Below are 21,312 nucleotides of genomic sequence, written 5' to 3' on the forward strand. Positions count from 1 at the left end.
AAGTCTTCTCCAAGTTGGTTCGCGCCTCAAGCTTACCGCTTTGGTGGTAAGCTGGAGAAGGCTCAATAAGTATCAAGTCAAAGCACTCGGACACAGAAAAGCTGTGCCGGTGTTTGAGGCGCTAGCACTCAAACATGAAACGAATAGCACTCCTAATACTGATAACATTTACGCTGGGCGCATCAAGTAGCGGAAATATCCAATATACTTTCGAGGCGAGCGATCCTAACTTGGCGGTAAAGCTAGCTAAGGAGTTTCTTCAAACTCAGGGCTTTGGTCATGTCGGTGAACTAAACGGGGTCAGTGAGTATGAGCATTCGCAGTATTCAGTTTTTGCTTATCTTGGCTCAGTCGAGAAAACCGTTTATCTTGGGTTTACTGAGCTTAGAGGCGGCTGTAGCAGTGTTGAGGGTGTGCCATCTATCGAGCGCGAGTACGAAAATTATCAATCGCTCCTTGATAGTCGGGGCATAAAAATTAAAAACTTTGTAGCGAGCAAAAGTGCTAACAAGTCAATTAACTACGCGCCTTCGGCGCCGGCCAGCTAAAAGCGTGGCTTCGCCACAAAGCTGCCGGTTATTGAGGCGTTGAATTTCTAAGGAAAGATCATGAGTAATCGTCACAATGTATTCATCAGTTATCATCATAAAAATGATGAAGCGTACAAAATTGAATTCGAGAGGTTGTTCTCTGGAGTTTATGATATTTTAGAAACCAAAGCTGTTAGCGATGGTGATATAGACCCATATATAAAGACGGAGACTATTCGTCAAAAAATTAGAGATGAGTTTATTCGTTCTGCCAGTGTTACTGTTGTGCTGATTGGCTCAGAGACATGGAAAAGGAAGCACGTTGACTGGGAAATATCATCAAGTATTCGTGAGACACAAAGAAATTCGAGAACAGGTTTAATTGGCATAATCTTACCAACATACCCAAGATTAGATACAAGCAAGTACAATAAGGGAACTATTCCACCAAGGCTTCAAGACAACTTGGACTGTGACTTTGCGAAGATCTACAATTGGTCAAATGACCCATATACAGTTCAACAATGGATTCATGAAGCATTCGTTCGGCGGAAGCAAATTAATCCTGATAACTCACGTGAAATGTTTGGTCAAAATCGTTCTTCATCAAGTTGGTGCTAGTTATGAAGTGGGCTAAGTGGTTAGAAAACTGGGATATGACATCCCTTAAAATTAAAGCTCCGTTTCTTGAAATGGAGTGGAATCCTCAAGATGAAGATAAAGCAGCTGCGTGGGAACTCTACATTGAGCTTCTTACGAGAATTACTACCCAGAAATTAGATGATAATCACGGAGATGAGAAAACAGCTTTAACAAGCATATTTTCGATATTTTCAATTACGCGTGATGTCATGAAAAACAATGGCCGCCACTGCATCGAGTTTACCAAAATAGCAATTGTTGTCCTGAATCAGGTAGTAAGACCTTTTACTGCAAAATGGCATGGCCTATCGGTAAATGGAGCTTTTGACGACCCTAAACAATGCAAAGAGTTTAGAGCTGAATTGGTTGAAATTCAGAATACACTGAGAGTCTACACAAAAATGCTAGCCGATATGGCTGGGGTTGAAGATTTAACTGAGCTTGAGAGTGACGAAATTTAACAAGGCCAATCACTCGGAAAATTTACTCGCTGCGCTCCCAATTTTCCGGTGTTGGCGGCGTTACTGTAGTGGCATAGTTAATTTGGCCATCTGATTGGAGGTGATATCATCGCCTCTTAGACAAAACAGGTGATCAATGAGTAAACGTACAAGACCTACATTTAGCCCTGAATTCCGACTTGAAGCTGCTCAGCTTGTTGTTGACCAGGGGCGTTCCGTTCGTGAGGCAGCTGATGCAATGGGCGTGGGTAAGCCAACAATGGATAAGTGGGTGCGCCAACTCCGTGAAGAGCGTGAAGAAAAGCACCCTTGGGTACGCCAATGACCCCGGATCAACAGCGTATTCGCGAGCTGGAGAAACAGCTCAGGAGGGTCGAAGAAGAAAAAGAGATATTAAAAAAGGCTACAGCTCTCTTGATGTCGGACTCGATGAGAGGTTCTCGTTAGTCGACAAGCTCAAAGAGAGCCACGCAGTAACAATAATTTGCGAAGTCTTTGGTATACACCGAAGCAGTTACAAATACTGGAGCAAGCGGTCGCGATCGTTATCGCCGGAGCAACTCGAACTGCACTGCCAAATTAAAGCGGCATTTGAAGAGAGTAATGGCTCGGCGGGCGCTAGAACTATTGCAGATATTGTAACGGCCCGAGGTATAGATTTAAGCCGTTACAGGGCTAACAGACTAATGAAAAAGCTTGAGTTGGTCAGCAGTCAACTACCTGGGCATAAATACAAGAAGGCGAGCCAAGAGCACATCGCAGTACCAAACAAGCTCGATCGTCAATTTAACGTATCTAAGCCCAATCAAGTTTGGTGTGGTGACGTCACTTACATTTGGACTGGTCGGCGCTGGGCGTACTTAGCGGTCGTGTTAGATTTATTTGCACGAAAGCCAATTGGCTGGGCAATGTCGTTATCGCCAGACAGTGCGTTAACGTCTCAGGCGCTAAGCATGGCATTTGAATCTCGCGGCAAGCCTAAAGGGCTAATGTTTCACTCAGATCAAGGAAGCCACTACAGCAGTCGTAAATTCCGACAATTATTGTGGCGCTACCGAATCACTCAGAGTATGAGTCGTCGCGGTAATTGCTGGGACAATGCTCCGATGGAGAGGTTCTTTAGGAGTTTGAAAACTGAGTGGGTGCCAGCACTTGGCTATCGAAATTTTACAGAGGCAAAATATGCGGTGACAGATTATCTTGTTGGTTACTACAGCCAGACAAGGCCGCACCGACATAACGGTGGTTTAAGTCCAAACACTGCTGAGCAGCTGTACTGGAGTGACTACTAAACCGTGGCCAGATTTACTTGACCACTACAGGCCTTTGCTTGCGGGGCTTTAGTGATGTTGTCGGTTGTCGTTGATCACTATGATGGGCGCGATAATGAACACAAGTATCAGGTCTTCGCTAGGGTGTTTAAGTATCTTGCTTGGAGCTTGTTCGCTGCGGCTTTAATTTACAACCTGCTAAATTAAGCGCTTTATAAAAGTGTCACTTAACTCAGCATTCCGCTTCGCTGCTTGAAAGTCTTATGACATCTCTTCTTATAGCCATCCCTGCGCCGCTGGAGTAAGCTTTAAAGCCAGTCGCTGTATTCGTTCCCGGTGGTCGCGATAGCTTGGTCATTTCTGGCCTAGATTGTGCGGGTTCTTTGTGGTCTGTGTACCTGTGCAAAACAGGTGCTTTACTACCACCACCGGAGGGATTCTAAAATGATTAAGCAGGGTAAATACCAGGCATTTATTGGAAGTGTACTGCGAAGCTGCCGCTCGTTCTTTTCTGTTCCGTTTTCCTTATCTTTTCTACCGTGCATTGCTTTGAGCTTGTCTCTAGGTCTTAGCGCTACGGTACAGGCCCATGAGGGGCATCAAGATGAAGATATTATCTTGAAGGATTTGGGGAATCTTGGTGAGGTCGATTTTAAAGTCTCTTGTGATAAACCTGCACAAGAAGCTTTTAATACGGGCGTGGCTTTGCTGCATCATATGATGTATGCCCAGGCTGAAGAGTTATTTCAAAAGTGGAAGCAAAAAAGCCCAGACTGCGCCATGATGTATTGGGGCTATTCCATGTCGCTGTTTCACCCGCTGTGGCCGGATAAAATCTCTAAGATGGCCTTAGCCAAAGGGCAGCGGGCTATTAGCAAAGCGACTACTTTAAAAGTATCCGCTCGGGAGCAGGCTTATATTCAGGCCGCCGCTGAGTTTTATAAAGATTGGAAAACTGTCGCTGAGCCCCAGCGCATTAAAGCTTGGGCAGATGCCCATAAGGGTATTTATAAACAGTACCCTAAGGATGTAGATGCTATTGCCTTCTATGGTTTGGCGCAGTTAGTAGTGGCTTCTAAAACGGATAAAACCTTTGCCGCGAATAAAAAAGCGGGTGAGTTGTTGGCAGGGATCTTAGAGAGTAACCCTCTTCATCCCGGTGCTATTCACTATAGTATTCACGCTTACGATAATCCTGTACTGGCCGAGGTTGGCGCAGAACCCGCTCGTGCCTACGATAAAATAGCACCCGATGTACCTCATGCTTTGCATATGCCCACTCATATTTTTGTACGTTTGGGCGAGTGGAAAGATGCAATCAGTTGGAATGCGCGCTCGGCCAAGGCCGCACTAAAGTACCCTTCCCATGGTGCAACCTCAATGCACTATGTGCACGCTTTAGATTATCTGATCTACGGCCAATTGCAGCTAGGCAATGGGGCAGAAGCCGTTAAGGTATTCGAGCAGAGCCATGCTCACCATCCAATGCAAAATACTTTCCCGGTTGCGTATGCGCTTTCGACTATGCCGGCTCGGATATCTTTAGAGCAGCAGCAGTGGCAACAAGCCAGCCAGCTTAAAACTCGCGAGCCAAGTTATATCAACTGGGATAACTTCCCTCAGTTGGAAGCTATCAGTTACTTTGCCCGTGGCCTAGGCGCAGCGAGAAGTGGTAACTTGGATGCTGCACGCAATGCCTTGGTTACGCTAAATCAATTGCATACTAAAGCAACCGCCATTAGCCCCAACTACTGGGCGCCATTGGTTAATGCCCAGCGTAAATCAGTTAAGGCTTGGTTGTTGTTTGCTGAAGGCAAAAAACAAAAAGCACTGGCACTACAGCGTGAGGCTGCTGATATCGAAGATTCTCTTGATAAAGACCCAGTAACACCCGGTGCGGTGTTGCCCGCTAGGGATTTACTTGGCGATATGCTGCGATTGGATGGTAAGCTTGAGGCCGCCCAGCAGGCTTATAAAGCCAGCTTAAAAATTGGCCCTAATCGCCGTTATAGTTTAGAGGGCCTTGAAAAGGCTAAACAAATATAAGGTGAGCTAGCAGTTATAAAATGTACCAAGGTATTTTGATTGTTTCGCAGCTACTGTTAGCTGTTATTTATTTTAGTGCCGGTTTGAGCAAGTTATTACCTTGGTTTCCCAATATTATTGGGCCGGTATGGTTGATTGATGTACTAGCCAAATACAACTTGGCATTGTTCGGCTATTTTATCGCTATCGCTCAGGCTGTGGTGGGTGGCTTATTGTTTTTTCCGCGCTTTAGATTGGCAGCCAGCTTAATGCTGCTGCCAATGCATTTATGTATTACGGTTATCCCTATTTCACTAGGATGGCAGGGGACACCAATCGTTAATGGCTTGTTGTTGATAATGTTGCTTGCATTGCTATTTGACGATAGGCATCAACTAAAGGCTCTCCTGGCTAGCCAGGCTGAATCACAATACGGCAATAACAAACGTGTGTATTGGCTGAGTTTGGTTTGCTTTTTTTTCTTGGCTGTGTTTTTAAAATACGGCACTGCTTTCTTATAAGCGTGCCGCTTAACTTTTTCGGTGTTTGTAATGGCTAAAAGCTTAAACCCTGTTGTTCAAAAATGGCTGCAATGCTGGGAGCAGGGCGATATTGATAATTTGCCCATCACGGATGATTTTAGCCATAGTAGTCCCTTTGGGCTTATTAAACCCAAGTCTCGTTATCTAGAGATTGTAAATAAGAACAAAGCCGACTTTTTGGGTAACAGCCTTAAGGTGATTGATCATATCGAAGAAGGCGATAAGGCCTGCATTCAGTTTGAGCAGAAGAACAAAAATACTGGTTTAGAAATGACGGTGTGTGAGTGGTATGAGCTGGAAGGCGATAAGATTAAGGCGATTCAATCTTTTTATAATATTGGTGATGCCAAGATAGAAGGCTAAGCCCTTTGGGGATTAGCCTTGTATTTCAATAACCGTTAGCGTTTTGTTCTCACGCCCTAATCTAAATCTTTGGCGAAGCGATCACTGCGGGGTAGAAAGTAGTTTTCATAATCGAAGGATATGGCAACTTTGCCAGCGCGGCCTCGTAGTTCCTGTTGTGGGATAAAACCATAAACTCTGGAATCGGCACTGTGGCTGCGGTTATCGCCCAACACTAGATACTGATCTGCGGGTACGGTAACGGTTTCAAAGTTGGCTAATGGGCCGTTAGCTTGGTCGATTCTTACTTTATGTGGGCGGCCGGCTAGCTCTTCGATAAATAATCTATCGCCAAGTTCTTTATAGGCTAGGGCTTCGCCATTAATAATCAAACGGTGATTACGCATAGCCACTTTATCGCCCGGTAGGCCCACTACCCGTTTTACTAGACGCTTATCGGCCGCGACAGAATCAAAAACAACGATATCACCACGCTCTGGGCTATGTGGCTCTGTGATGAGCTGGCCGGTAAAGGGCACTCGCAAGCCGTAGGCCATTTTATTAATGGTAATGCGATCGCCTTCGGTGATGGTGGGTAGCATAGATCCTGTTGGTACATCGTTCCAGTCGGCGATGGCGCTGCGGAACATCATCATGCCGGCGATAAACAGGAATAAGCCTCGGTTGTCCTTCCAGAGTTTTTGCATAGTTACTTGCTCACTTTAAGAGGTTTAGGCTTAGAGTGAGCCAGTGGGGCTTAGTTCGATTCTGGTCAAAAGAAATCGATTCTTGCCGTAGACATTAAGAGCGCTAACTTAGGCGATAAGTTTGGCCGTTTCTTGGGCGATTATCTTTTCTTCATTGGTGGGGATAACTAAGCACTGTATGGCCGAGTTGGGCTTATTGATACGTGCCTTGCCTTGAGCATTGCACTGTTCATCAAGCTGCAAACCAAGCCAGCTGCAGCGCTCGCCAATACGCTGGCGTATTTCGACTGAGTTTTCGCCAATGCCACCGGTAAATACGATGCTGTCTAGGCCTTCCAGGGTGCCAGCTAGGCGGGCGATCTCCAATGCTGCGCGGTAGCAGAATATATCGACGGCCAGCTTGGCCTCTTCGGCATCAGATTCCAACAGAACTTTCATTTCAGAGCTAATACCCGAAACACCTAGGCAGCCGCTTTGGCGATAGAGTAAATCTTCTAGCTCATCGAGGCTGAGGTTTTTTTCGCGTTGTAAATACAGCAAAACGCCAGGGTCGATACTGCCAGTGCGGCTGCCCATGACGAGGCCTTCTAGGGCGCTAAAGCCCATGCTGGAAGCTACTGATTTGCCCGCTTGCATGGCACACATGCTAGCGCCAGAGCCTAGGTGGCAGACAACGGTTTTATTGGCACTGAGGTTTTCCTGCGCCAGTTGTTCGGCAATATATTGATAACTTAAGCCATGAAAGCCATAACGTTGCACGCCCGCTTCACGATATTGTTTGGGAATGGCATAGCTGCGCTCTAGTTCTGATTGTCCGACATGGAACATGGTATCAAAGCAGGCAACTTGCTTTACGCCTGGGCGGAGGCTTTGACATAACTCGATAAGTTTAATGTTAAAGGGCTGATGCAACGGCGCCAAAGGAATAAAATCACTTAATTGATTTAGGGCTTGCTCATCAATAATACGGGCTGCAGAAAAGAGTTCGCCGCCATGCACAACACGATGACCAATCGCGGCGATATTTATTTCGCTTGCCTGCTGCGCTAAGAAGTCGAGGGCAAACTGTAGGCAGTATTTATGAGCAGCCAAAGATTGCTCATCGCTTGCCTCTTCGGTTTTAGGAATATTCAGCGAGATCTTTTGCTTTTCAATATTACCTTGGTAGCTTGCGCCGGGTTTTATATTAACCCGTGCATCACCGTAAATATCCGATGTATCTAGGCGCAGCAATAGCTCGCGGTTATTCTTATTGAATAGCCCAAGCTTTAAGCTGGAAGAGCCTGCATTAACCGTTAAGATTGCATCCATAGCAATATTCCTACGCCCTAGTTTTTGTGGAGTACCAGTTGTGAAGCCAAGGCGCAGCTGGCCAATCTGGCAAAGGTGCCATCGGCGCGGCTATTTAGGACGATAGGCACTTTAGCACCAAGGGCGATACCGGCCGATTTGGCATTAGCTAAATACATTAATTGTTTGGCAATCATATTGGCTGATTCTAAATCGGGCGCTAATAAAATATCGGCATCACCCGATACTGGCGAATCAATATGTTTATCTTCGGCGGCCTGTTTTGAGATGGCATTATCAAAGGCTAGTGGGCCATCTAAAATGCCCCCTTTAATTTGCCCTCTATCGGCCATTTTACATAGTGCAGCCGCATCGATGGTGGCTGGCATATAGGATTTCACTTTTTCTACTGCGGCCAGTATGGCGACTTTAGGTTCGCTAACCCCCAATGCATGACAGAGATCGATACAGTTTTGTACGATGTCTTTTTTCTGGGGCAACTTTGGATCAATATTGATAGCGGCATCGGTAATCATTAAGGGTTTGTGGTAGCTCGGTACATCTAAAACAAACACATGGGATAGGCGACGCTCTGTTCTGATGCCATGCTGTTTGTCGATGACGGCATCTAACAATTCGGCGGTTGAAAGATCGGCTTTCATTAATATTTCCGCTTGCTGCTCTTTTACCATGGCTACCGCTTTGTCGGCTGCGGCATGGCTGTGCGGGGTGTCGATAATGGCATAAGGGCTGATGTCCAGGCCTTCTTCTTCGGCGCAGGCGCGAATGCGAGCTTCTGGCCCTATCAGTATAGGTTCGATAATACCTTTCTCGGCAGCTTCAACGGCGCCGCAAAGACCATTTTGCGCTACTGGGTGGACGACTGCTGTGCGTATGGGGCGTGCGGCAATGGCGCGCTCTATAAATTGTTCTAATTGGCCGTGTGCAGCATTCATCATAATTATGGGTTCCTATAAGCGCCTTAGATGGCTAGAAAGATAGCTCAAGTTTTGTCTTAGAGTATATCGGCTTTAAGTTAACAGAATATGATTTATATCGGTTTTTAATTCCACCAGCTTATGGAAATTAATGTTGGCAGTCGCCTGAATAAACCCAGTATACTGCTGTGACTTTATGCTGTGCGATAACAACAATAAGCTTGGGCAAATGCGTTGGCCTAATTGACTCATAAAGCTGAGTAATAAAGTCGCACGGTAAAGTGGCAGGCAAGATAACAATAACGATCAGAAAAACGGACACAACTATGAGTAATAAAGGCGAGCAAGCTGAAAAGTCAGCAGGTTTTCAGTGGCTGGGTTTTACTGCACGCATTCCATTTGTTCACACTCGGGTTTGTTGGCCTGAGCTGTTTCAGGGTATTTTAATTTCGGCGGCTACCGCTTTGGCTTTGGTGCCTTTGTTAACGGGCTATTTTGGTTTGAGCTTTGAAGAGGCGATTGCGATGTCGTTTATTCACAGCTTTTTGATCAGTGCTTCGTGGATGATCTTTGGCGAGCCTTATGCCTCTGGTTGGTTAACGCCAGCTTTGCCGTTTGTGTTAACGCTGTTGTTGTCGGACAGTTTTAGCAGTGCCACTGAGCGGCTGCAGATGATGACGGCTATTTCTTTGGATTTTGCGATTTTGCTGGCCATTCTCGGGGTCACGGGGCTTGGGGCTAAGCTGATTAAGGTGATGCCTGAGGTTTTGAAAGGTGCGGTTATTTTGGGTGCCGCGGTGGCGGCCTTTTTGAAGGTTTTTGATCTGCAGGCCAGTGATAATATTTTTAATACTCACCCTTACAGTGCCACTGTGGCGATTGCCTTGTCTTTGCTGCTCGCTTTTTCGGCTCCTATGCATCGTATGGCGGCTAAGTATCCGATGGTGGCTCGTTTGGTCGCTTTGGGTTTGCTTCCGGGTTTTGTATTGGGTGCTATTGTAGGTGCGGTAACGGGTGAGCTGAAGTTTGATATTCAGATGGGTTTCTTTGCGCTGCCTATGGTCGATATGTTCAATAAGGTGAGCCCTTTTGTTATTGGCTGGCCAAGTTTGGATATGTTTTTGCAGGGTATTCCGTTGGCTCTGATTGGTTACATTTTGTTTTTTGGTGATTTGGTCACCGGTAAGGAAGTCTTGGCGATGGTGGAGAAGAGTCGCGAAGATGAGAAGTTGGATTTTAATGATTCCCGCACGCATATTTCTGTGGCGATCCGTAATGTGATCAGTGCTTTGATTGCGCCGTTTTTTCCAACTCAGGGTATTCTTTGGACGGGTATTCATGTGGTGATTGCTCAGCGTTGGCAGCAGGGTAGGAAGGCGATGAATTCTTTGTATGATGGGATTTCGTCTTATTACATGATGGGTTTGCCGTTTATCTTCTTTATTGCTCCGGTGGTTACGGGCATTAAGCCGATGATGCCGATTGCTTTGGCGGTGACTTTGGCGCTTACGGGTTTTGCTTGTGCTTATGTGGCGATGAGTAAGGCGAATAATAATGCTGAGCGTGGTTGTATGATGCTGTCGGCGGTGTGTTTGGCGGTGATGGATCCTTGGTTGGGGTTGATTTTGGCGGTTCTGTTGAGTGTGTTTTTGGTGGACTTTAAAGCTGAGACGGATGAGGCATAGTTGCCCGTACTTTATAGCAGGGTGAGTGTAAGCTTTGGCCATGCTCAGGTTTGATGTGCAGCCTGGACCGGTTTTAGCCCATGCGGTAGTTGTTCTGGAACACGCTTAAACCATGGATTCGCGCCATCCGGGCGCTCAGCCTCCGGCCAAGCCCAAAATCCCTCCAAGGGATTTGGTCGCGGGCGCTCGACTTCGCAGCGTGGATTCGCGCCATCCGGGGCGCTCAGCCTTCGGCCAAGCCCAAATCTCTTCCAAAGAGATTTGTCATGCTGCTCTACGGTTCCTGACCAACTACCGTTAGGGCTAAAGCCTACAATGGAGTTGTTTGAAGGAACCTGTGCTTCCTTTGATGCAGGAGCCCAGTAATCATTGCTAGGCTGGCTTAAGGTAGATGAGACTGAGATTTTCCAAATCACAGATACAAAAAAGCCCGGAGGTCCGGGCTTTAAGAAATTGGTTTGCTCGCTTTTTTAGGCGGCTGATTGGTATTTTTTGAGTGTGTCGGCAAAAGCTGGCTTTTCACAGACAAACTCTACAAAGGCGTCGACACCGGCACTAGCTTGGTTTAAGTCATCAAACGGGCCAATATTAATTTGCTCGCGTGTGCTGTAATACCAGTAATCTCCCGCTTTAAAGCAGCGTTCGCTTCGCGGCGGAACTCGTCCTGATTCGCCTCTCCTGGGTTGCGTATTAAGTGCTGTCATCGGTACTCCTCCCTGTTACGCACTGTGTTGTCATGGCTATATTCTAGCCTATGAATCGATAAATGCGATTATCGTTTAGTCTAATTGGGAGAAATTCATACTAATCTCCTACATTGACTAAAAATAGATCAATTAGGGCGGGCCTGCCACTTGGTTGGAGAAGTTTTGTGCGCTAGTTCCACTTAATAGTGTGGAAATGTGCACAAATTCAATGCCGGCGATGCGCAGTGGAGGGGTTAAGCGCTCTAGGACTTCTAGGGTCTCAGGGTAAGGGTGGCCGATGGCGATGGCGTAGCCGGTGCGTTTGGCGTGTTTGATGGCTTTTTCTAGCTGAGCCAAGATATCTTGGTGGTCACGGCTGTTGTCTAGAAATACGTCGCGGCTGGCACTTGGGATGTTGTTTTGCTCGGCCATTTGCTGGGCTTGGCTTAATGGGCTGGTGCGGCTATCGATGAAGAAGAATGGGGTCTGGCTTAGTTCATCCATTAGCCATTGCATGGCTCGGGCTTGCTCGGTGACGGCTGAGCCCATGTGGTTGTTTACCCCGCGAATATGTGGCACGGCTGCCAGGCCTAAGCGCACGGCACTCTTGAACTCTTCTTCAGCCATGCCGGTAGTGAGACCGCCTTGTTCTAGTGGAGCAGCTTCATTATGGCTAGCCATTGGCAGGTGCAGCATGATTTCTTTGCCGGCTTTGTGCCCGGCATCGGCAAGCTCGGTGGCATTGGGGCTGTGGGGTATCACGGCGAGTGTGACGGGAACGGGCAGTTTGGCGCTGCGATAGCCGTTATCCAGGTGGTAGCCAATGTCGTCGATAATAATCGCTAGGCGTGGTTTGTCAGCATAGCTCGGTAGGCAGGCTGTACTTAACAATGCCAGCAGTAAGATAAAGCGGGTTTTCATAAAGCGATTATTTCTTGCTCAGCAGGCTTAGGCCTTTCAAGATATTTAGCGCTTCATAAAGCTGGTTGTCACGCTCTAGCAATTTGCGGCCGTTTTCTTGGCTGCGTTTGCGTTCTTCGGCATCGCTTTCTTCGCCGCCATTACCATTGCCTAGGTGGCCAGATAGGTCGGCTTCGGTAACTCGTGCTCTTGGCTTTATAGCGGTGAGTCTGGCGCGTTCCACTTCGATATCTGGCTCGATACCTTGTGCTTGGATAGAGCGGCCGTTAGGGGTGAAGTACAAAGAGGTGGTCAGCTTGATGGCTTTCTCTTTGCTGATGGGGATTACGCTTTGCACTGAGCCTTTACCAAAGCTGCGGGTGCCAATTACGATGGCGCGGCTGTGATCCTGTAAGGCACCGGCGACAATTTCTGAGGCTGAGGCAGAGCCGCCATTAATTAATACAATAACCGGTAGGCCATTGGTAACATCGCCTGCTTCGGCATCGTATTGTGCATTGGCACCTTTAATGCGGCCTTCCGTGTAGACGACGCGCCCGCCATCTAGCAGGGCGTCGGCCACTTCAACTGAAGAGCGCAGTACGCCGCCTGGGTTGTTGCGCAAATCGATGATGAGCCCTTTAAGGCTGCTTTCAGATTCTGTTTGTAGCTTTTCAATGGCTTTTACAAAATCTTTGCCGGTAGGAATCTGGAATTGGGCGATTCGAATTAAGCCGTAGTTGTCATCCAGTAAGCGTGAGCGCACGCTGGTGACCTTAATGTAATCGCGGACGATCTCAATATCTTTTGGTTTTTCTAGGCCTTGGCGCATTACCTTTAAGGTGATTTTGCTGCCTTTTTCGCCACGCATGAGTTCGATAGCTTCGGCTAGGCTTTTGCCTTTGATGCTTTCGTCGTCGATTTTCACAATCAGATCGCCAGCTTCGATTCCGGCTTCGGATGCCGGGGTGTCGTCCATTGGGCTGATGACCTTCACGAAGCCATCTTCCATTCCGACTTCGATACCTAAGCCACCGTATTGCCCGGTGGTGTTTTCTTTGAGATTGTCAAAGCGGCTGGCATCAAGGAAGTTTGAGTGCGGATCTAGCTCGCTGAGCATGCCTTTAATGGCGTACTCGAATAGGGTGGCGTCATCGACTTCTTCGATGTAGCCTGCTCGAATATCTTCAAAAACACGGGTAAAGGTGCGCAGGTCGTCCAGTGGCAAGCGGCCTTGTTCGGCTTTGCTTTCGGCCGGTTCAGTTTGGCCGTGACTCATTCCGGTCGCTAGGCCTAGACACAAGGCAAGGCTGATCTGCTTAATTCGGCTAGGCCTCATAGTTGGCATCCGTTATCCGTTGATTCTTATAGCTAATTCTTAAGTCGCAACCATATCACAATTACTGGGCGCTGGCGTATCTAATAGGATGGAAGCCGCCGGTCGCCATTGTTTGGGCCGAGCTGCTTAGGCGCGGCACCAGCGTGCTGGATTGGTGGGGTTGCCCTTGTAGCGGATTTCGAAGTACACACCGGATTCTTCCAGCCCGCCGGTATTGCCTACTTTGGCAATGACGTCGTTGCCATCAACCCAATCCCCGGTTTCTTTAAGCAGGGTTTGATTGTGGGCGTAGAGGCTCATATAGCCTTCACCGTGATCCACGATTATCAACATGCCGTGGCCCTTGAGGTAATCGGAAAACACCACGCGGCCATGGTGAATAGCGCGCACCGGGCGGCCGTCATTGGCGCGGATAAAAACGCCTTGCCACTTTAACTTGCCATCGGCGCGTGGGCTGCCATAGCGATGGCGAATGCGGCCGCTGCTGGGCCACTTTAATTTACCTTTGCGCTTTTTAAAGGCCACGCCATTACTGGGCAGTTTGATGTTGGCCAATGTTTGGCTAACTTCGTCCAATAACTTTTGTAGGCGCTTTTGGTCGGCCGCTTTGCTGATTAGCTGGGCATCTTTTGAAGCCAGGGTTTTATTTAATGCCGCTAGGGTGCGGCGGCGTTCGGCTTGCTTTGACGTCAGCGCTTGGTGTTGAGTTTGTAGGCGGCTTTGCTGTTCGCTAATGGCCTCTGCTTGCGCCAAAATCTTTGGCTCAATCTCATCCAGTCTGGCGATGGTTTGACGAAACTCATCCAGTTTGGCTTGGCGCGCTTCGACAATATATTGGTAGTAGCGCAGCTGCCGGCTAAATTTATCCGGCTCTTGCTGGTTTAACAGTAGGCGAAGATTACCTTGCTGGCCTAAACGATAAGCTCCGTTTATTTCTTCGCCAATATGTTTTTGCTGGCTACGCTTTTGCTGCTGAAGTTGCGCCCGCTCGTTATTGAGCCGGCTTAACTGCTTTTTTTGGCTGGCAAGTTCCCCTTTTAAGCGGTCAATTTTCTTTAGCAGTTTGGCAATATCCTCTTCCGAACCCTGCAGTTGGTTTTGCAAAGTGTTACGGCTCGATTTTACCGAATTAATTTCACGCTTAAGCTCGGCGATGGTCTCGCGCAATTGTTTGAGTTTGTTTTCGTATTCCGTAGCTGATTCCTGTGCCATCGGCGCGCTTGCCCAAAGCAAGCAGGCGCATAGGCTGGAATAGCGGGCCAAACGGGCAAAAAAACTTTGCATACTTTTCTCCGCGTTATCAGTGTGCCGCTAGGATCGCTAAATTCTTGCCATCCATTTCTGCAGGCTGTTCGATACCCATTAAGGTCAGCATGGTAGGTGCCACATCGGCTAAGCTGCCACCTTCTTCTAAGCGAATATCGCGTGGACCATAATATACAAAAGGTACCGGTAGCGTTGTGTGCTGAGTATGCTTTTGGCCACTGACTTCATCGAACATGGTTTCCACATTACCGTGATCGGCCGTTACCAAAACTTCGCCGCCGGCTTTATCGATGCTGGTAAAGATTTCGGCTAAGCAGCCATCAACAACCTCAACAGCTTTTATAGCCGCATTGTAGTCGCCAGTGTGACCAACTTGGTCGCAGTTGGCGTAGTTACAAATGATCACATCGTATTTGCCAGATTCAATAGCTGCGGTAAGTTTTTCAGTAACCTCTGGCGCGCTCATTTCTGGTTTTTGATCGTAGGTTTCGACATCAGGTGATGGAATTAACTCGCGGCATTCGCCATCGAAAAGCTCTTCCTGGCCGCCACTAAAGAAGAAGGTGACATGGGCGTACTTTTCGGTTTCCGCAATACGTAATTGTTGCTTGCCTTGCTTGGCCATAATTTCGCCAAAAGAGTTCACTAAGTTTTGCGGCGGGAAGGCACAGTTTGCTGGAATATCGGCGGCGTACTCTGTGGTCATAACAAAGTCGGCCAAAGCTGGGCGTTGCTCGCGCTCGAAACCATCAAAGCCATCGTCTACAAAGGCGCGGCTAATTTGTCGGGCGCGATCGGGGCGGAAGTTCATAAACAATAAGCAATCGCCATCGTTAATGGTGGCGGCTTCTTCGCCTTCAGCGGCAATCACGCTGGCTTTAACAAACTCGTCGTCTTCACCACGGGCGTAGGCTGCTTCCAATGCGCTAATCGGATCGGCGTAGCGATAATCAGCTTTGCCTAAGGTCATCAGATCGTAGGCTTGCTGTACGCGATCCCAACGGTTGTCGCGATCCATGCCGAAAAAACGACCGCTGACAGAGGCAATACGGCCTAGGCCTTTTTCACGCAGTAAACTATCTGTTTGCTGCAGTGATGGCTGGGCGCTACGCGGGGGTACATCGCGGCCATCTAAAAAGGCATGCAGATAAACTTTCTTGGCACCACGTTGTGCGGCCATTTCGATGGCGGCATTTAAGTGGGCTTCATGGCTGTGAACGCCACCGGGCGACAATAGCCCCATAATGTGGACGGCGCCTTCATTGGCAACGGCTTTATCCACCGCTTGGGTGTAAACCGGGTTGGTGAAAAAATCACCATCGGCAATCGCTTTGTTGATACGAGTGTAATTCTGATAGACCACTCGTCCGGCGCCTAAGGTCATATGACCCACTTCTGAGTTGCCCATTTGACCTTCAGGTAGGCCGACGGCCATGCCCGAGGTAGCAATCAAGGTATTGGCCCTGTCTTTCACCAAGGCATCCCAGGTGGGGCTATTGGCATTGTGAATCGCGTTATGCTCTTGGCTATCTGAGTAGCCAAAACCATCCAAAATGAGCAGAACCAGAGGGCCTTTTGCCGCCGTCATTGTAACTACCTTATAAGCTATGGTTGAAAAACGGCGAATTTTACCCTTTTGTGCCCCTTAACACCATGAAATCTAGGCTAGAGCGTGTATACTGCGGCGTTTTGATTTTGATGAGCTTGGCGGCCAGAGTTTGATTTGGTCTCTTTGCGCTAATGAGGGCTGTTAAGGCGTGGACGTACTGGTATTTATTACTGAGCAGTGGATGTTGGTCAGTATTTTGTTTGGTCTGATTTTTCTCTATGTCTTCACCGAGAAGCAAAAGGGCGGTAAGAGCATCAGCAGTCATGAGCTGACCCGCATGGTGAACGATGGCTCGGCAGTGGTTTTGGATGTCCGTGAGGCCAAAGACTATAAAGCTGGCCATATTGTGGATGCCGTAAATATTCCGTTCAACGCGATGGAAAAGCGCATCGTTGAGCTGGATAAGTATGAGGGAAAGACCATCGTTATCGTTGATAAGATGGGTCAACATGCTGGTGCCGTAGGCAAGCAGCTTGCCCAGCGTGGTTTCAGCATTAGCCGTTTAAGCGGCGGTATGATGGATTGGCAGGGTCAAAACCTACCCGTGGTTAAAAAGTAGGAGGATTTATGCCTGAGGTAACCATCTATTCCAGTGATTTTTGCCCCTTTTGTCATCGAGCCAAGGCTTTGCTGACAGGTAAGGGCGTTGATTTCAAAGAGATTAAAGTTGATGGGCAGCCCGAAGTGCGTGCCGAAATGATCAACAAGGCACAGCAGCGTACCGTGCCGCAAATTTGGATTGGCGAGCGCCATGTTGGTGGTTGCGACGATCTATACACCCTGGAGCGTGCCGGCAAGCTGGATGGCTTGTTAGGGTAAGGGTGATGGGGGTGGCCTTGAAATCAAGAAAACCACCCCAATCTGTTGGGTATTAGCCCGACAACTTTGGCTTAGTTTAGCGCTGAGGCTGGTTGAAGAGCGATAGAATAGAGCGATAAAAACGGCGATAAATTCGCAGCGATTTATCGTTTAGTAATATAGGTAGTAGACAATAACAGGTGTTAAACACCTTAAATTTAAAGTAGGCAAGATTATGGCTGAAGAGCATAACCAAGAAGCTGCAGCGGCAGCAGAAGAACAAACCGGTCAACAATTCGCGGTTCAGCGTTTATACGTTAAAGACATCTCCTTCGAAGCCCCTATGGGCGCTGAAGCGTTTACCAAGCAGTGGCAGCCAGCTGTAAACCAAGAGTTGGGCAACAAGGTAAACAAACTAGATGACAATAACTACGAAGTTACTTTGACTATCACTGTAACCGTTAAGTTGGGCGAAGAGACTGCTTTCTTGGCTGAAGTTCACCAAGCAGGTATTTTTGCTATCGCTGGTTTAGATGAGCAGCAGCTAACTCACGTATTGAACACTATGTGCCCGAACATCTTGTTCCCATACGCTCGTGAAGCTATCGACAATATCGTAGGTAAGGGCAGCTTCCCTGCTTTGATGTTGCCGCCTGTAAACTTCGACGCCTTGTTTGCTCAGGCTGTACAGCAGCAACAGCAACAAGCTGGCGAAGCTCCGGCCGAAGATACTGCTCACTAAGAGTTGTTTATCTTCCGATAAAAAAACGCCGCTTCTGCGGCGTTTTTTTATGGTTATCTGTATTGCCACAGGCGCTTCTTAAACCCATCGGTAGGGTTGGGTGATGCTTATTTGGGCAATCTTGTTATAGTTACTCAATTGCATGTTTTGTCTCATCTAGAGAAACAAACGCTTTGGTGGCTTTAAAAATTTGGTCTATGCTGTAATCTTCGCTTTCCTGCTAATTCTGACAAGGCAATGCCGAAGGTTCCATGGAAGATATAAAAATAGAAGGTGCTGCGCGCGAGGATGCAGCCGCTATGGCCGACCTTATCTACAGCTCTGGCCCAAAGGCATTTGATTATGTTTTTGGTTGCAAGCGAATGACCGCGAAAGATTATCTTCTGCATGCCGCTCAGCGTCGTAAAGGCCAATATTCCCACCGTAATCATGTCATTGTGCGCCGTAATGGTACAGTGCTGGGCTCTATGTTCAATTATGATAACCGAGGCCTCAGCGCTATGTACCTGCCTACCATAATATCGGTGATCAGCTTTTTCCGCTGGCGTATTTGGGGGGTGGCTAAGCGCTCTAATGTTATCGATCAGGTGATTAAGCCGCCTGCTGATGATCTTTTGGTGGTGGCCCATCTGGCCGTTGCACCACAAGCCCAGGGTTTAGGAATTGGCTCTAAGTTGATTGATTATGCGGCCGATATTGCCAAAGAGCATGGCTATGCCGGTTTGGCTTTAGATGTTTCTATGGAAAACCCAGCAGCACAAAGGCTTTATGAGCGTTTGGGTTTTGAAGTTTGTGCCGAGCGTTTATCGCCCATCGATGAAGTGCCTGGGCATCGCTATATGGAGTGGCGTTTTACTTAAGGGTAAGCAAGGGCAACTTTTTGAGCTTTTCTTTTAAGCTTTTCTCAGCTTGCATCGTCAGCGCCTTGCCTATTTCAAATTACTCATGCTCCATTTGTAAATCTTTAAGTTTTCTCGTCAGCGTATTTCTGCCCCAGCCTAATAACACAGCCGCGTCGCGTTTTCGGCCGGCAGTATGTTTTAAGGCGGTTTCAATCATTGCTTTTTCAAAGCGTGGCATGGCGCTATTAAGTATTTCTTTTTGCCCTTGCTTAAGCGCTTTTTCGGCCCATTGACGCAAACATTTTTCCCAATCACCATTGGCCATATTGGGTCCGTCTTGTTGCTTCTCTAGCAACTCAGGTGGCAAATCCTCGACATGAATTTCTCGGCTGGAAGCCATCACGGTTAACCAGCGACAAGTGTTTTCCAGCTGTCGAACATTACCCGGCCAATCCAAAGAGCACATAAAGGCTTGTGTTTGGGGTAGCAAAACCTTGGGCTCTACATTCAGTTCTTTTGAGGCACGGCGAATAAAGTGCTCAGCCAATTTGGGGATGTCTTCTTGTCGCTCGGACAGTGTAGGGATATGAATACGAATAACATTAAGGCGGTGAAATAAATCTTCGCGGAATCGATTTTCGTCAACCAGCTGCTCCAAATCTTGGTGAGTTGCTGCGATAATTCTGACATCAACTTTCACTGGCACATGACCGCCAACTCGATAAAACTCTCCATCGGCTAATACGCGCAATAATCTTGTTTGGGTATCGGCTGGCATATCACCAATTTCATCCAGAAATAGGGTGCCACCATCGGCCTGCTCAAAGCGGCCTTGGCGTAAACTGCTGGCGCCGGTGAAAGCTCCTTTTTCATGGCCGAATAATTCCGACTCCATTAAATCTTTAGGAATCGCCGCCATATTAAGGGCAATAAAAGGATTCTGTTTGCGTGGACTATGGCGATGCAAGGCCTGCGCAACCAGCTCCTTACCGGTACCGCTTTGGCCGTTAATTAACACGGTAATATTGGATTGTGATAGGCGGCCTATTGCACGAAACACTTCCTGCATGGCAGGCGCTTCGCCAATAATTTCGGCGTCGCTATCTTCAGTATTAGGATTTTGCTGAAACTGTTCGGCAGCTTGAATTAAAGCTCGCTGAGTCATCGCGACGGCTTCATCAATATCAAATGGCTTTGGTAAATATTCAAAGGCACCACTTTGATAAGCGGATACTGCACTTTCCAGATCTGAATGCGCGGTCATTATAATGACCGGCAAATTTGGAAAGCGTTCTTGCAATTGCCCTAACAGCGATAGGCCATCGGTACCAGGCATGCGAATATCACTGATGATCACCGTAGGTTGTTTACGCTCTAGCTGTGCCAAGGCATCATCACCACTGGCGAAGCTTTCGGTATTGATGTCCGCTTGCTGCAAGGCTTTTTCAAGTACCCAGCGAATGCTGCGGTCATCGTCGATAATCCAAACCGTTTGTTCTTGCATATTCATTGCTCGTTGGCCTTGCCGAGGGGTAAATAAATAGAAAACTGTGTGTTGCCAATGTTACTGTCACATTCAATCAAGCCGCCATGCTGGCTGATAAGTTGTTGAGAAATTGCCAGCCCTAATCCAGTGCCGTTTGCGCGCCCGGTGATCATGGGATAAAAAATATGGCTGAGAATATCCGCAGGAATGCCCGGGCCGTTATCGATAATATCCACTCTTACTACCAAGCGATGGAAGCGTTGGCCGATCGTGAATTGTCGTTGGATGCGGCTGCGCAAAATAATTTTTGCGTTTTCGGTTTTGCTCTCAAGTATAGCTTGAACGGCATTACGGGCAACATTTAATAAGGCTTGAATCAATTGTTCAGAATCTATCGGTAGATCAGGGATGCTTGGGTCGTAATCTTTTTCCAGCACAATACGCTGGCCCACCTCGGCATGAATAACGGCAATAATTCTTTCCAAAACCTCGTGAATGTTACAGGGGCGTAGCTGCAGAGGCTGATTGGGGCCTAGCATGCGGTCGACCAAATTTCTAAGTCGGTCGGCCTCATCGATAATAACTTGGGTGTAGTCTTTTAGTGATTCACTATCCAGCTCTTTTGCCAGCAGCTGCGCCGCTCCGCGAATACCGCCGAGGGGGTTTTTGATCTCGTGGGCCATATTTCGAGCCAGATTGCGGCTGGTTTCTTGGGCGCTAAGAAGGGCTTCTTCTCGAGAGATACGCAGCAATCTATCCAAGGGTTGAATCTCAATGGCTAAGCCTTCTTCATCCGCGAGGGGGGTGACGCTGTAATCGATAGTGAGCTGGCTGCCATTGGGTAAAAGCCAGCAGGCACGGCGTTTGGTGTATAGGTGATGATCTTGCAGAGCTTGCTGTAATGTTTCAATGGCCTCATCGCTTTCTTGGAAGAATTCCAAAAAAGATTGGTTTGCCACCTGTGCTCGACTGACCGCCAGTAGATTCTCAGCGGCAGGATTCATATGCATAAGCTGTAGGCTGGGGTCTACAATGACCACAGCTGTGCTTAAGCTATCGAGCAATTGTTGATAATTCATAGGCTCCGTCGCGTTTTAATGTCGGAATTCTTTATTTCTAAACTCTAAAGACTGTAACGCCAGTTCTAAGGGCAGCTTGCGCATCGCTGTGGCGCACCGGTCCCCGACTTAATGCTTAGAGCAAAAAGCAAA

The 21,312-nt window shown here is 47.8% G+C and carries 24 protein-coding genes; 13 read left to right on the plus strand and 11 right to left on the minus strand.

The genetic code is table 11. The features are described from left to right. Positions 1-134 precede the first annotated feature (134 nt). The 8 genes from Q1A41_RS15180 (at position 135) to Q1A41_RS15215 (ending at position 5,834) form a co-directional block, all read left to right on the plus strand. Positions 135-548 carry a hypothetical protein gene (locus Q1A41_RS15180; RefSeq protein WP_299980714.1) on the plus strand — a complete coding sequence of 138 codons (414 nt, stop codon included), beginning with the start codon at positions 135-137 and terminating at the stop codon, positions 546-548. Positions 549-608: 60 nt separating this feature from the next. After that, complete coding sequence (locus Q1A41_RS15185) at positions 609-1,151, plus strand: TIR domain-containing protein (RefSeq protein ID WP_299980716.1); 543 nt, start codon at positions 609-611, stop codon at positions 1,149-1,151. Positions 1,152-1,153: 2 nt separating this feature from the next. Continuing rightward, a complete protein-coding gene (locus Q1A41_RS15190) occupies positions 1,154-1,633 on the plus strand; it encodes a hypothetical protein (protein WP_299980718.1) in 480 nt (159 codons plus the stop codon). Between the two features lie 136 nt (positions 1,634-1,769). Further along, on the plus strand, positions 1,770-1,958 hold the full coding sequence (locus Q1A41_RS15195) for a transposase (RefSeq protein ID WP_299980720.1): 189 nt from the start codon (positions 1,770-1,772) through the stop codon (positions 1,956-1,958). Continuing rightward, positions 1,918-2,925, plus strand: a complete 1,008-nt coding sequence (locus Q1A41_RS15200) for an IS3 family transposase (protein ID WP_299980722.1) — start codon at positions 1,918-1,920, stop codon at positions 2,923-2,925. The genes Q1A41_RS15195 and Q1A41_RS15200 overlap by 41 nt, the downstream gene beginning before the upstream one ends. Before the next feature lie 423 nt (positions 2,926-3,348). Then, positions 3,349-4,950 carry a hypothetical protein gene (locus Q1A41_RS15205; RefSeq protein WP_299980724.1) on the plus strand — a complete coding sequence of 534 codons (1,602 nt, stop codon included), beginning with the start codon at positions 3,349-3,351 and terminating at the stop codon, positions 4,948-4,950. Positions 4,951-4,970: 20 nt separating this feature from the next. Next, positions 4,971-5,450: a hypothetical protein gene (locus tag Q1A41_RS15210; RefSeq protein ID WP_299980726.1), complete on the plus strand. Its 480-nt coding sequence runs from the start codon at positions 4,971-4,973 to the stop codon at positions 5,448-5,450. A gap of 30 nt (positions 5,451-5,480) precedes the next feature. Next, on the plus strand, positions 5,481-5,834 hold the full coding sequence (locus Q1A41_RS15215) for a nuclear transport factor 2 family protein (protein WP_299980728.1): 354 nt from the start codon (positions 5,481-5,483) through the stop codon (positions 5,832-5,834). Positions 5,835-5,890: 56 nt separating this feature from the next. On the opposite strand, the gene lepB is transcribed toward Q1A41_RS15215, so the two are convergent. The 3 genes from lepB to Q1A41_RS15230 all read right to left on the minus strand — a co-directional run bounded on the left by lepB (position 5,891) and on the right by Q1A41_RS15230 (position 8,769). Beyond that, entirely contained in the window at positions 5,891-6,520 is a 630-nt protein-coding gene (gene lepB / locus Q1A41_RS15220; RefSeq protein ID WP_299980730.1) for a signal peptidase I, read from the minus strand. A 108-nt stretch (positions 6,521-6,628) separates the two neighbouring features. Further along, complete coding sequence (locus Q1A41_RS15225) at positions 6,629-7,831, minus strand: acetate/propionate family kinase (protein ID WP_299980732.1); 1,203 nt, start codon at positions 7,829-7,831, stop codon at positions 6,629-6,631. A gap of 17 nt (positions 7,832-7,848) precedes the next feature. Then, complete coding sequence (locus Q1A41_RS15230; protein WP_299980734.1) at positions 7,849-8,769, minus strand: bifunctional enoyl-CoA hydratase/phosphate acetyltransferase; 921 nt, start codon at positions 8,767-8,769, stop codon at positions 7,849-7,851. A 305-nt stretch (positions 8,770-9,074) separates the two neighbouring features. Between Q1A41_RS15230 and Q1A41_RS15235 the strand changes: the two genes are divergently transcribed. Continuing rightward, entirely contained in the window at positions 9,075-10,433 is a 1,359-nt protein-coding gene (locus Q1A41_RS15235; RefSeq protein WP_299980736.1) for a hypothetical protein, read from the plus strand. A gap of 44 nt (positions 10,434-10,477) precedes the next feature. Here Q1A41_RS15235 and Q1A41_RS15240 read toward each other — a convergent pair whose 3' ends face one another. The 6 genes from Q1A41_RS15240 to gpmI form a co-directional block, all read right to left on the minus strand. Next, positions 10,478-10,849: a hypothetical protein gene (locus tag Q1A41_RS15240; RefSeq protein WP_299980738.1), complete on the minus strand. Its 372-nt coding sequence runs from the start codon at positions 10,847-10,849 to the stop codon at positions 10,478-10,480. A 54-nt stretch (positions 10,850-10,903) separates the two neighbouring features. Further along, positions 10,904-11,137: a DUF6316 family protein gene (locus Q1A41_RS15245; RefSeq protein WP_299980740.1), complete on the minus strand. Its 234-nt coding sequence runs from the start codon at positions 11,135-11,137 to the stop codon at positions 10,904-10,906. Positions 11,138-11,269: 132 nt separating this feature from the next. Next, the gene (locus Q1A41_RS15250; protein ID WP_299980742.1) at positions 11,270-12,040 is read right to left on the minus strand and encodes a divergent polysaccharide deacetylase family protein; all 771 of its coding nucleotides are present in this window, start codon (positions 12,038-12,040) and stop codon (positions 11,270-11,272) included. Positions 12,041-12,047: 7 nt separating this feature from the next. Continuing rightward, entirely contained in the window at positions 12,048-13,298 is a 1,251-nt protein-coding gene (locus tag Q1A41_RS15255; RefSeq protein WP_299981022.1) for a S41 family peptidase, read from the minus strand. A gap of 186 nt (positions 13,299-13,484) precedes the next feature. After that, positions 13,485-14,642, minus strand: coding sequence for a peptidoglycan DD-metalloendopeptidase family protein (locus Q1A41_RS15260; RefSeq protein ID WP_299980744.1), 1,158 nt, complete (start codon positions 14,640-14,642; stop codon positions 13,485-13,487). 16 nt (positions 14,643-14,658) lie between these two features. Continuing rightward, positions 14,659-16,212 carry a 2,3-bisphosphoglycerate-independent phosphoglycerate mutase gene (gpmI, locus tag Q1A41_RS15265; protein WP_299980746.1) on the minus strand — a complete coding sequence of 518 codons (1,554 nt, stop codon included), beginning with the start codon at positions 16,210-16,212 and terminating at the stop codon, positions 14,659-14,661. A 169-nt stretch (positions 16,213-16,381) separates the two neighbouring features. Between gpmI and Q1A41_RS15270 the strand changes: the two genes are divergently transcribed. From Q1A41_RS15270 to Q1A41_RS15285, 4 genes are all read left to right on the plus strand, one after another. Beyond that, positions 16,382-16,792 carry a rhodanese-like domain-containing protein gene (locus Q1A41_RS15270; RefSeq protein ID WP_299980748.1) on the plus strand — a complete coding sequence of 137 codons (411 nt, stop codon included), beginning with the start codon at positions 16,382-16,384 and terminating at the stop codon, positions 16,790-16,792. 8 nt (positions 16,793-16,800) lie between these two features. After that, positions 16,801-17,052 (plus strand): glutaredoxin 3, encoded by a 252-nt coding sequence (grxC, locus tag Q1A41_RS15275; RefSeq protein WP_299980750.1) that lies wholly within the window; start codon positions 16,801-16,803, stop codon positions 17,050-17,052. A 214-nt stretch (positions 17,053-17,266) separates the two neighbouring features. After that, complete coding sequence (gene secB, locus Q1A41_RS15280) at positions 17,267-17,773, plus strand: protein-export chaperone SecB (RefSeq protein WP_299980752.1); 507 nt, start codon at positions 17,267-17,269, stop codon at positions 17,771-17,773. 251 nt (positions 17,774-18,024) lie between these two features. After that, positions 18,025-18,633: an N-acetyltransferase gene (locus Q1A41_RS15285; protein ID WP_299980753.1), complete on the plus strand. Its 609-nt coding sequence runs from the start codon at positions 18,025-18,027 to the stop codon at positions 18,631-18,633. Between the two features lie 79 nt (positions 18,634-18,712). Here Q1A41_RS15285 and glnG read toward each other — a convergent pair whose 3' ends face one another. Next, positions 18,713-20,119 (minus strand): nitrogen regulation protein NR(I), encoded by a 1,407-nt coding sequence (gene glnG / locus Q1A41_RS15290; RefSeq protein WP_299981024.1) that lies wholly within the window; start codon positions 20,117-20,119, stop codon positions 18,713-18,715. A 2-nt stretch (positions 20,120-20,121) separates the two neighbouring features. Then, positions 20,122-21,180: a nitrogen regulation protein NR(II) gene (glnL, locus tag Q1A41_RS15295; protein ID WP_299980755.1), complete on the minus strand. Its 1,059-nt coding sequence runs from the start codon at positions 21,178-21,180 to the stop codon at positions 20,122-20,124. Positions 21,181-21,312: the final 132 nt, after the last annotated feature.

This window comes from uncultured Pseudoteredinibacter sp. (assembly GCF_947502065.1).
Classification (GTDB): domain Bacteria; phylum Pseudomonadota; class Gammaproteobacteria; order Pseudomonadales; family Cellvibrionaceae; genus Pseudoteredinibacter.

Coding starts and splice junctions, on each gene's coding strand:
- Q1A41_RS15285 (WP_299980753.1), top strand. CDS start 18,025: ATGGAAGATATAAAAATAGAAGGTGCTGCGCGCGAGGATGCAGCCGCT.
- grxC (WP_299980750.1), top strand. CDS start 16,801: ATGCCTGAGGTAACCATCTATTCCAGTGATTTTTGCCCCTTTTGTCAT.
- Q1A41_RS15210 (WP_299980726.1), top strand. CDS start 4,971: ATGTACCAAGGTATTTTGATTGTTTCGCAGCTACTGTTAGCTGTTATT.
- Q1A41_RS15235 (WP_299980736.1), top strand. CDS start 9,075: ATGAGTAATAAAGGCGAGCAAGCTGAAAAGTCAGCAGGTTTTCAGTGG.
- Q1A41_RS15205 (WP_299980724.1), top strand. CDS start 3,349: ATGATTAAGCAGGGTAAATACCAGGCATTTATTGGAAGTGTACTGCGA.
- Q1A41_RS15225 (WP_299980732.1), bottom strand. CDS start 7,831: ATGGATGCAATCTTAACGGTTAATGCAGGCTCTTCCAGCTTAAAGCTT.
- Q1A41_RS15230 (WP_299980734.1), bottom strand. CDS start 8,769: ATGATGAATGCTGCACACGGCCAATTAGAACAATTTATAGAGCGCGCC.
- secB (WP_299980752.1), top strand. CDS start 17,267: ATGGCTGAAGAGCATAACCAAGAAGCTGCAGCGGCAGCAGAAGAACAA.
- Q1A41_RS15245 (WP_299980740.1), bottom strand. CDS start 11,137: ATGACAGCACTTAATACGCAACCCAGGAGAGGCGAATCAGGACGAGTT.
- lepB (WP_299980730.1), bottom strand. CDS start 6,520: ATGCAAAAACTCTGGAAGGACAACCGAGGCTTATTCCTGTTTATCGCC.
- Q1A41_RS15180 (WP_299980714.1), top strand. CDS start 135: ATGAAACGAATAGCACTCCTAATACTGATAACATTTACGCTGGGCGCA.
- Q1A41_RS15190 (WP_299980718.1), top strand. CDS start 1,154: ATGAAGTGGGCTAAGTGGTTAGAAAACTGGGATATGACATCCCTTAAA.
- glnL (WP_299980755.1), bottom strand. CDS start 21,180: ATGAATTATCAACAATTGCTCGATAGCTTAAGCACAGCTGTGGTCATT.
- Q1A41_RS15215 (WP_299980728.1), top strand. CDS start 5,481: ATGGCTAAAAGCTTAAACCCTGTTGTTCAAAAATGGCTGCAATGCTGG.
- Q1A41_RS15250 (WP_299980742.1), bottom strand. CDS start 12,040: ATGAAAACCCGCTTTATCTTACTGCTGGCATTGTTAAGTACAGCCTGC.
- Q1A41_RS15255 (WP_299981022.1), bottom strand. CDS start 13,298: ATGAGTCACGGCCAAACTGAACCGGCCGAAAGCAAAGCCGAACAAGGC.
- glnG (WP_299981024.1), bottom strand. CDS start 20,119: ATGCAAGAACAAACGGTTTGGATTATCGACGATGACCGCAGCATTCGC.
- Q1A41_RS15195 (WP_299980720.1), top strand. CDS start 1,770: ATGAGTAAACGTACAAGACCTACATTTAGCCCTGAATTCCGACTTGAA.
- Q1A41_RS15185 (WP_299980716.1), top strand. CDS start 609: ATGAGTAATCGTCACAATGTATTCATCAGTTATCATCATAAAAATGAT.
- gpmI (WP_299980746.1), bottom strand. CDS start 16,212: ATGACGGCGGCAAAAGGCCCTCTGGTTCTGCTCATTTTGGATGGTTTT.
- Q1A41_RS15260 (WP_299980744.1), bottom strand. CDS start 14,642: ATGCAAAGTTTTTTTGCCCGTTTGGCCCGCTATTCCAGCCTATGCGCC.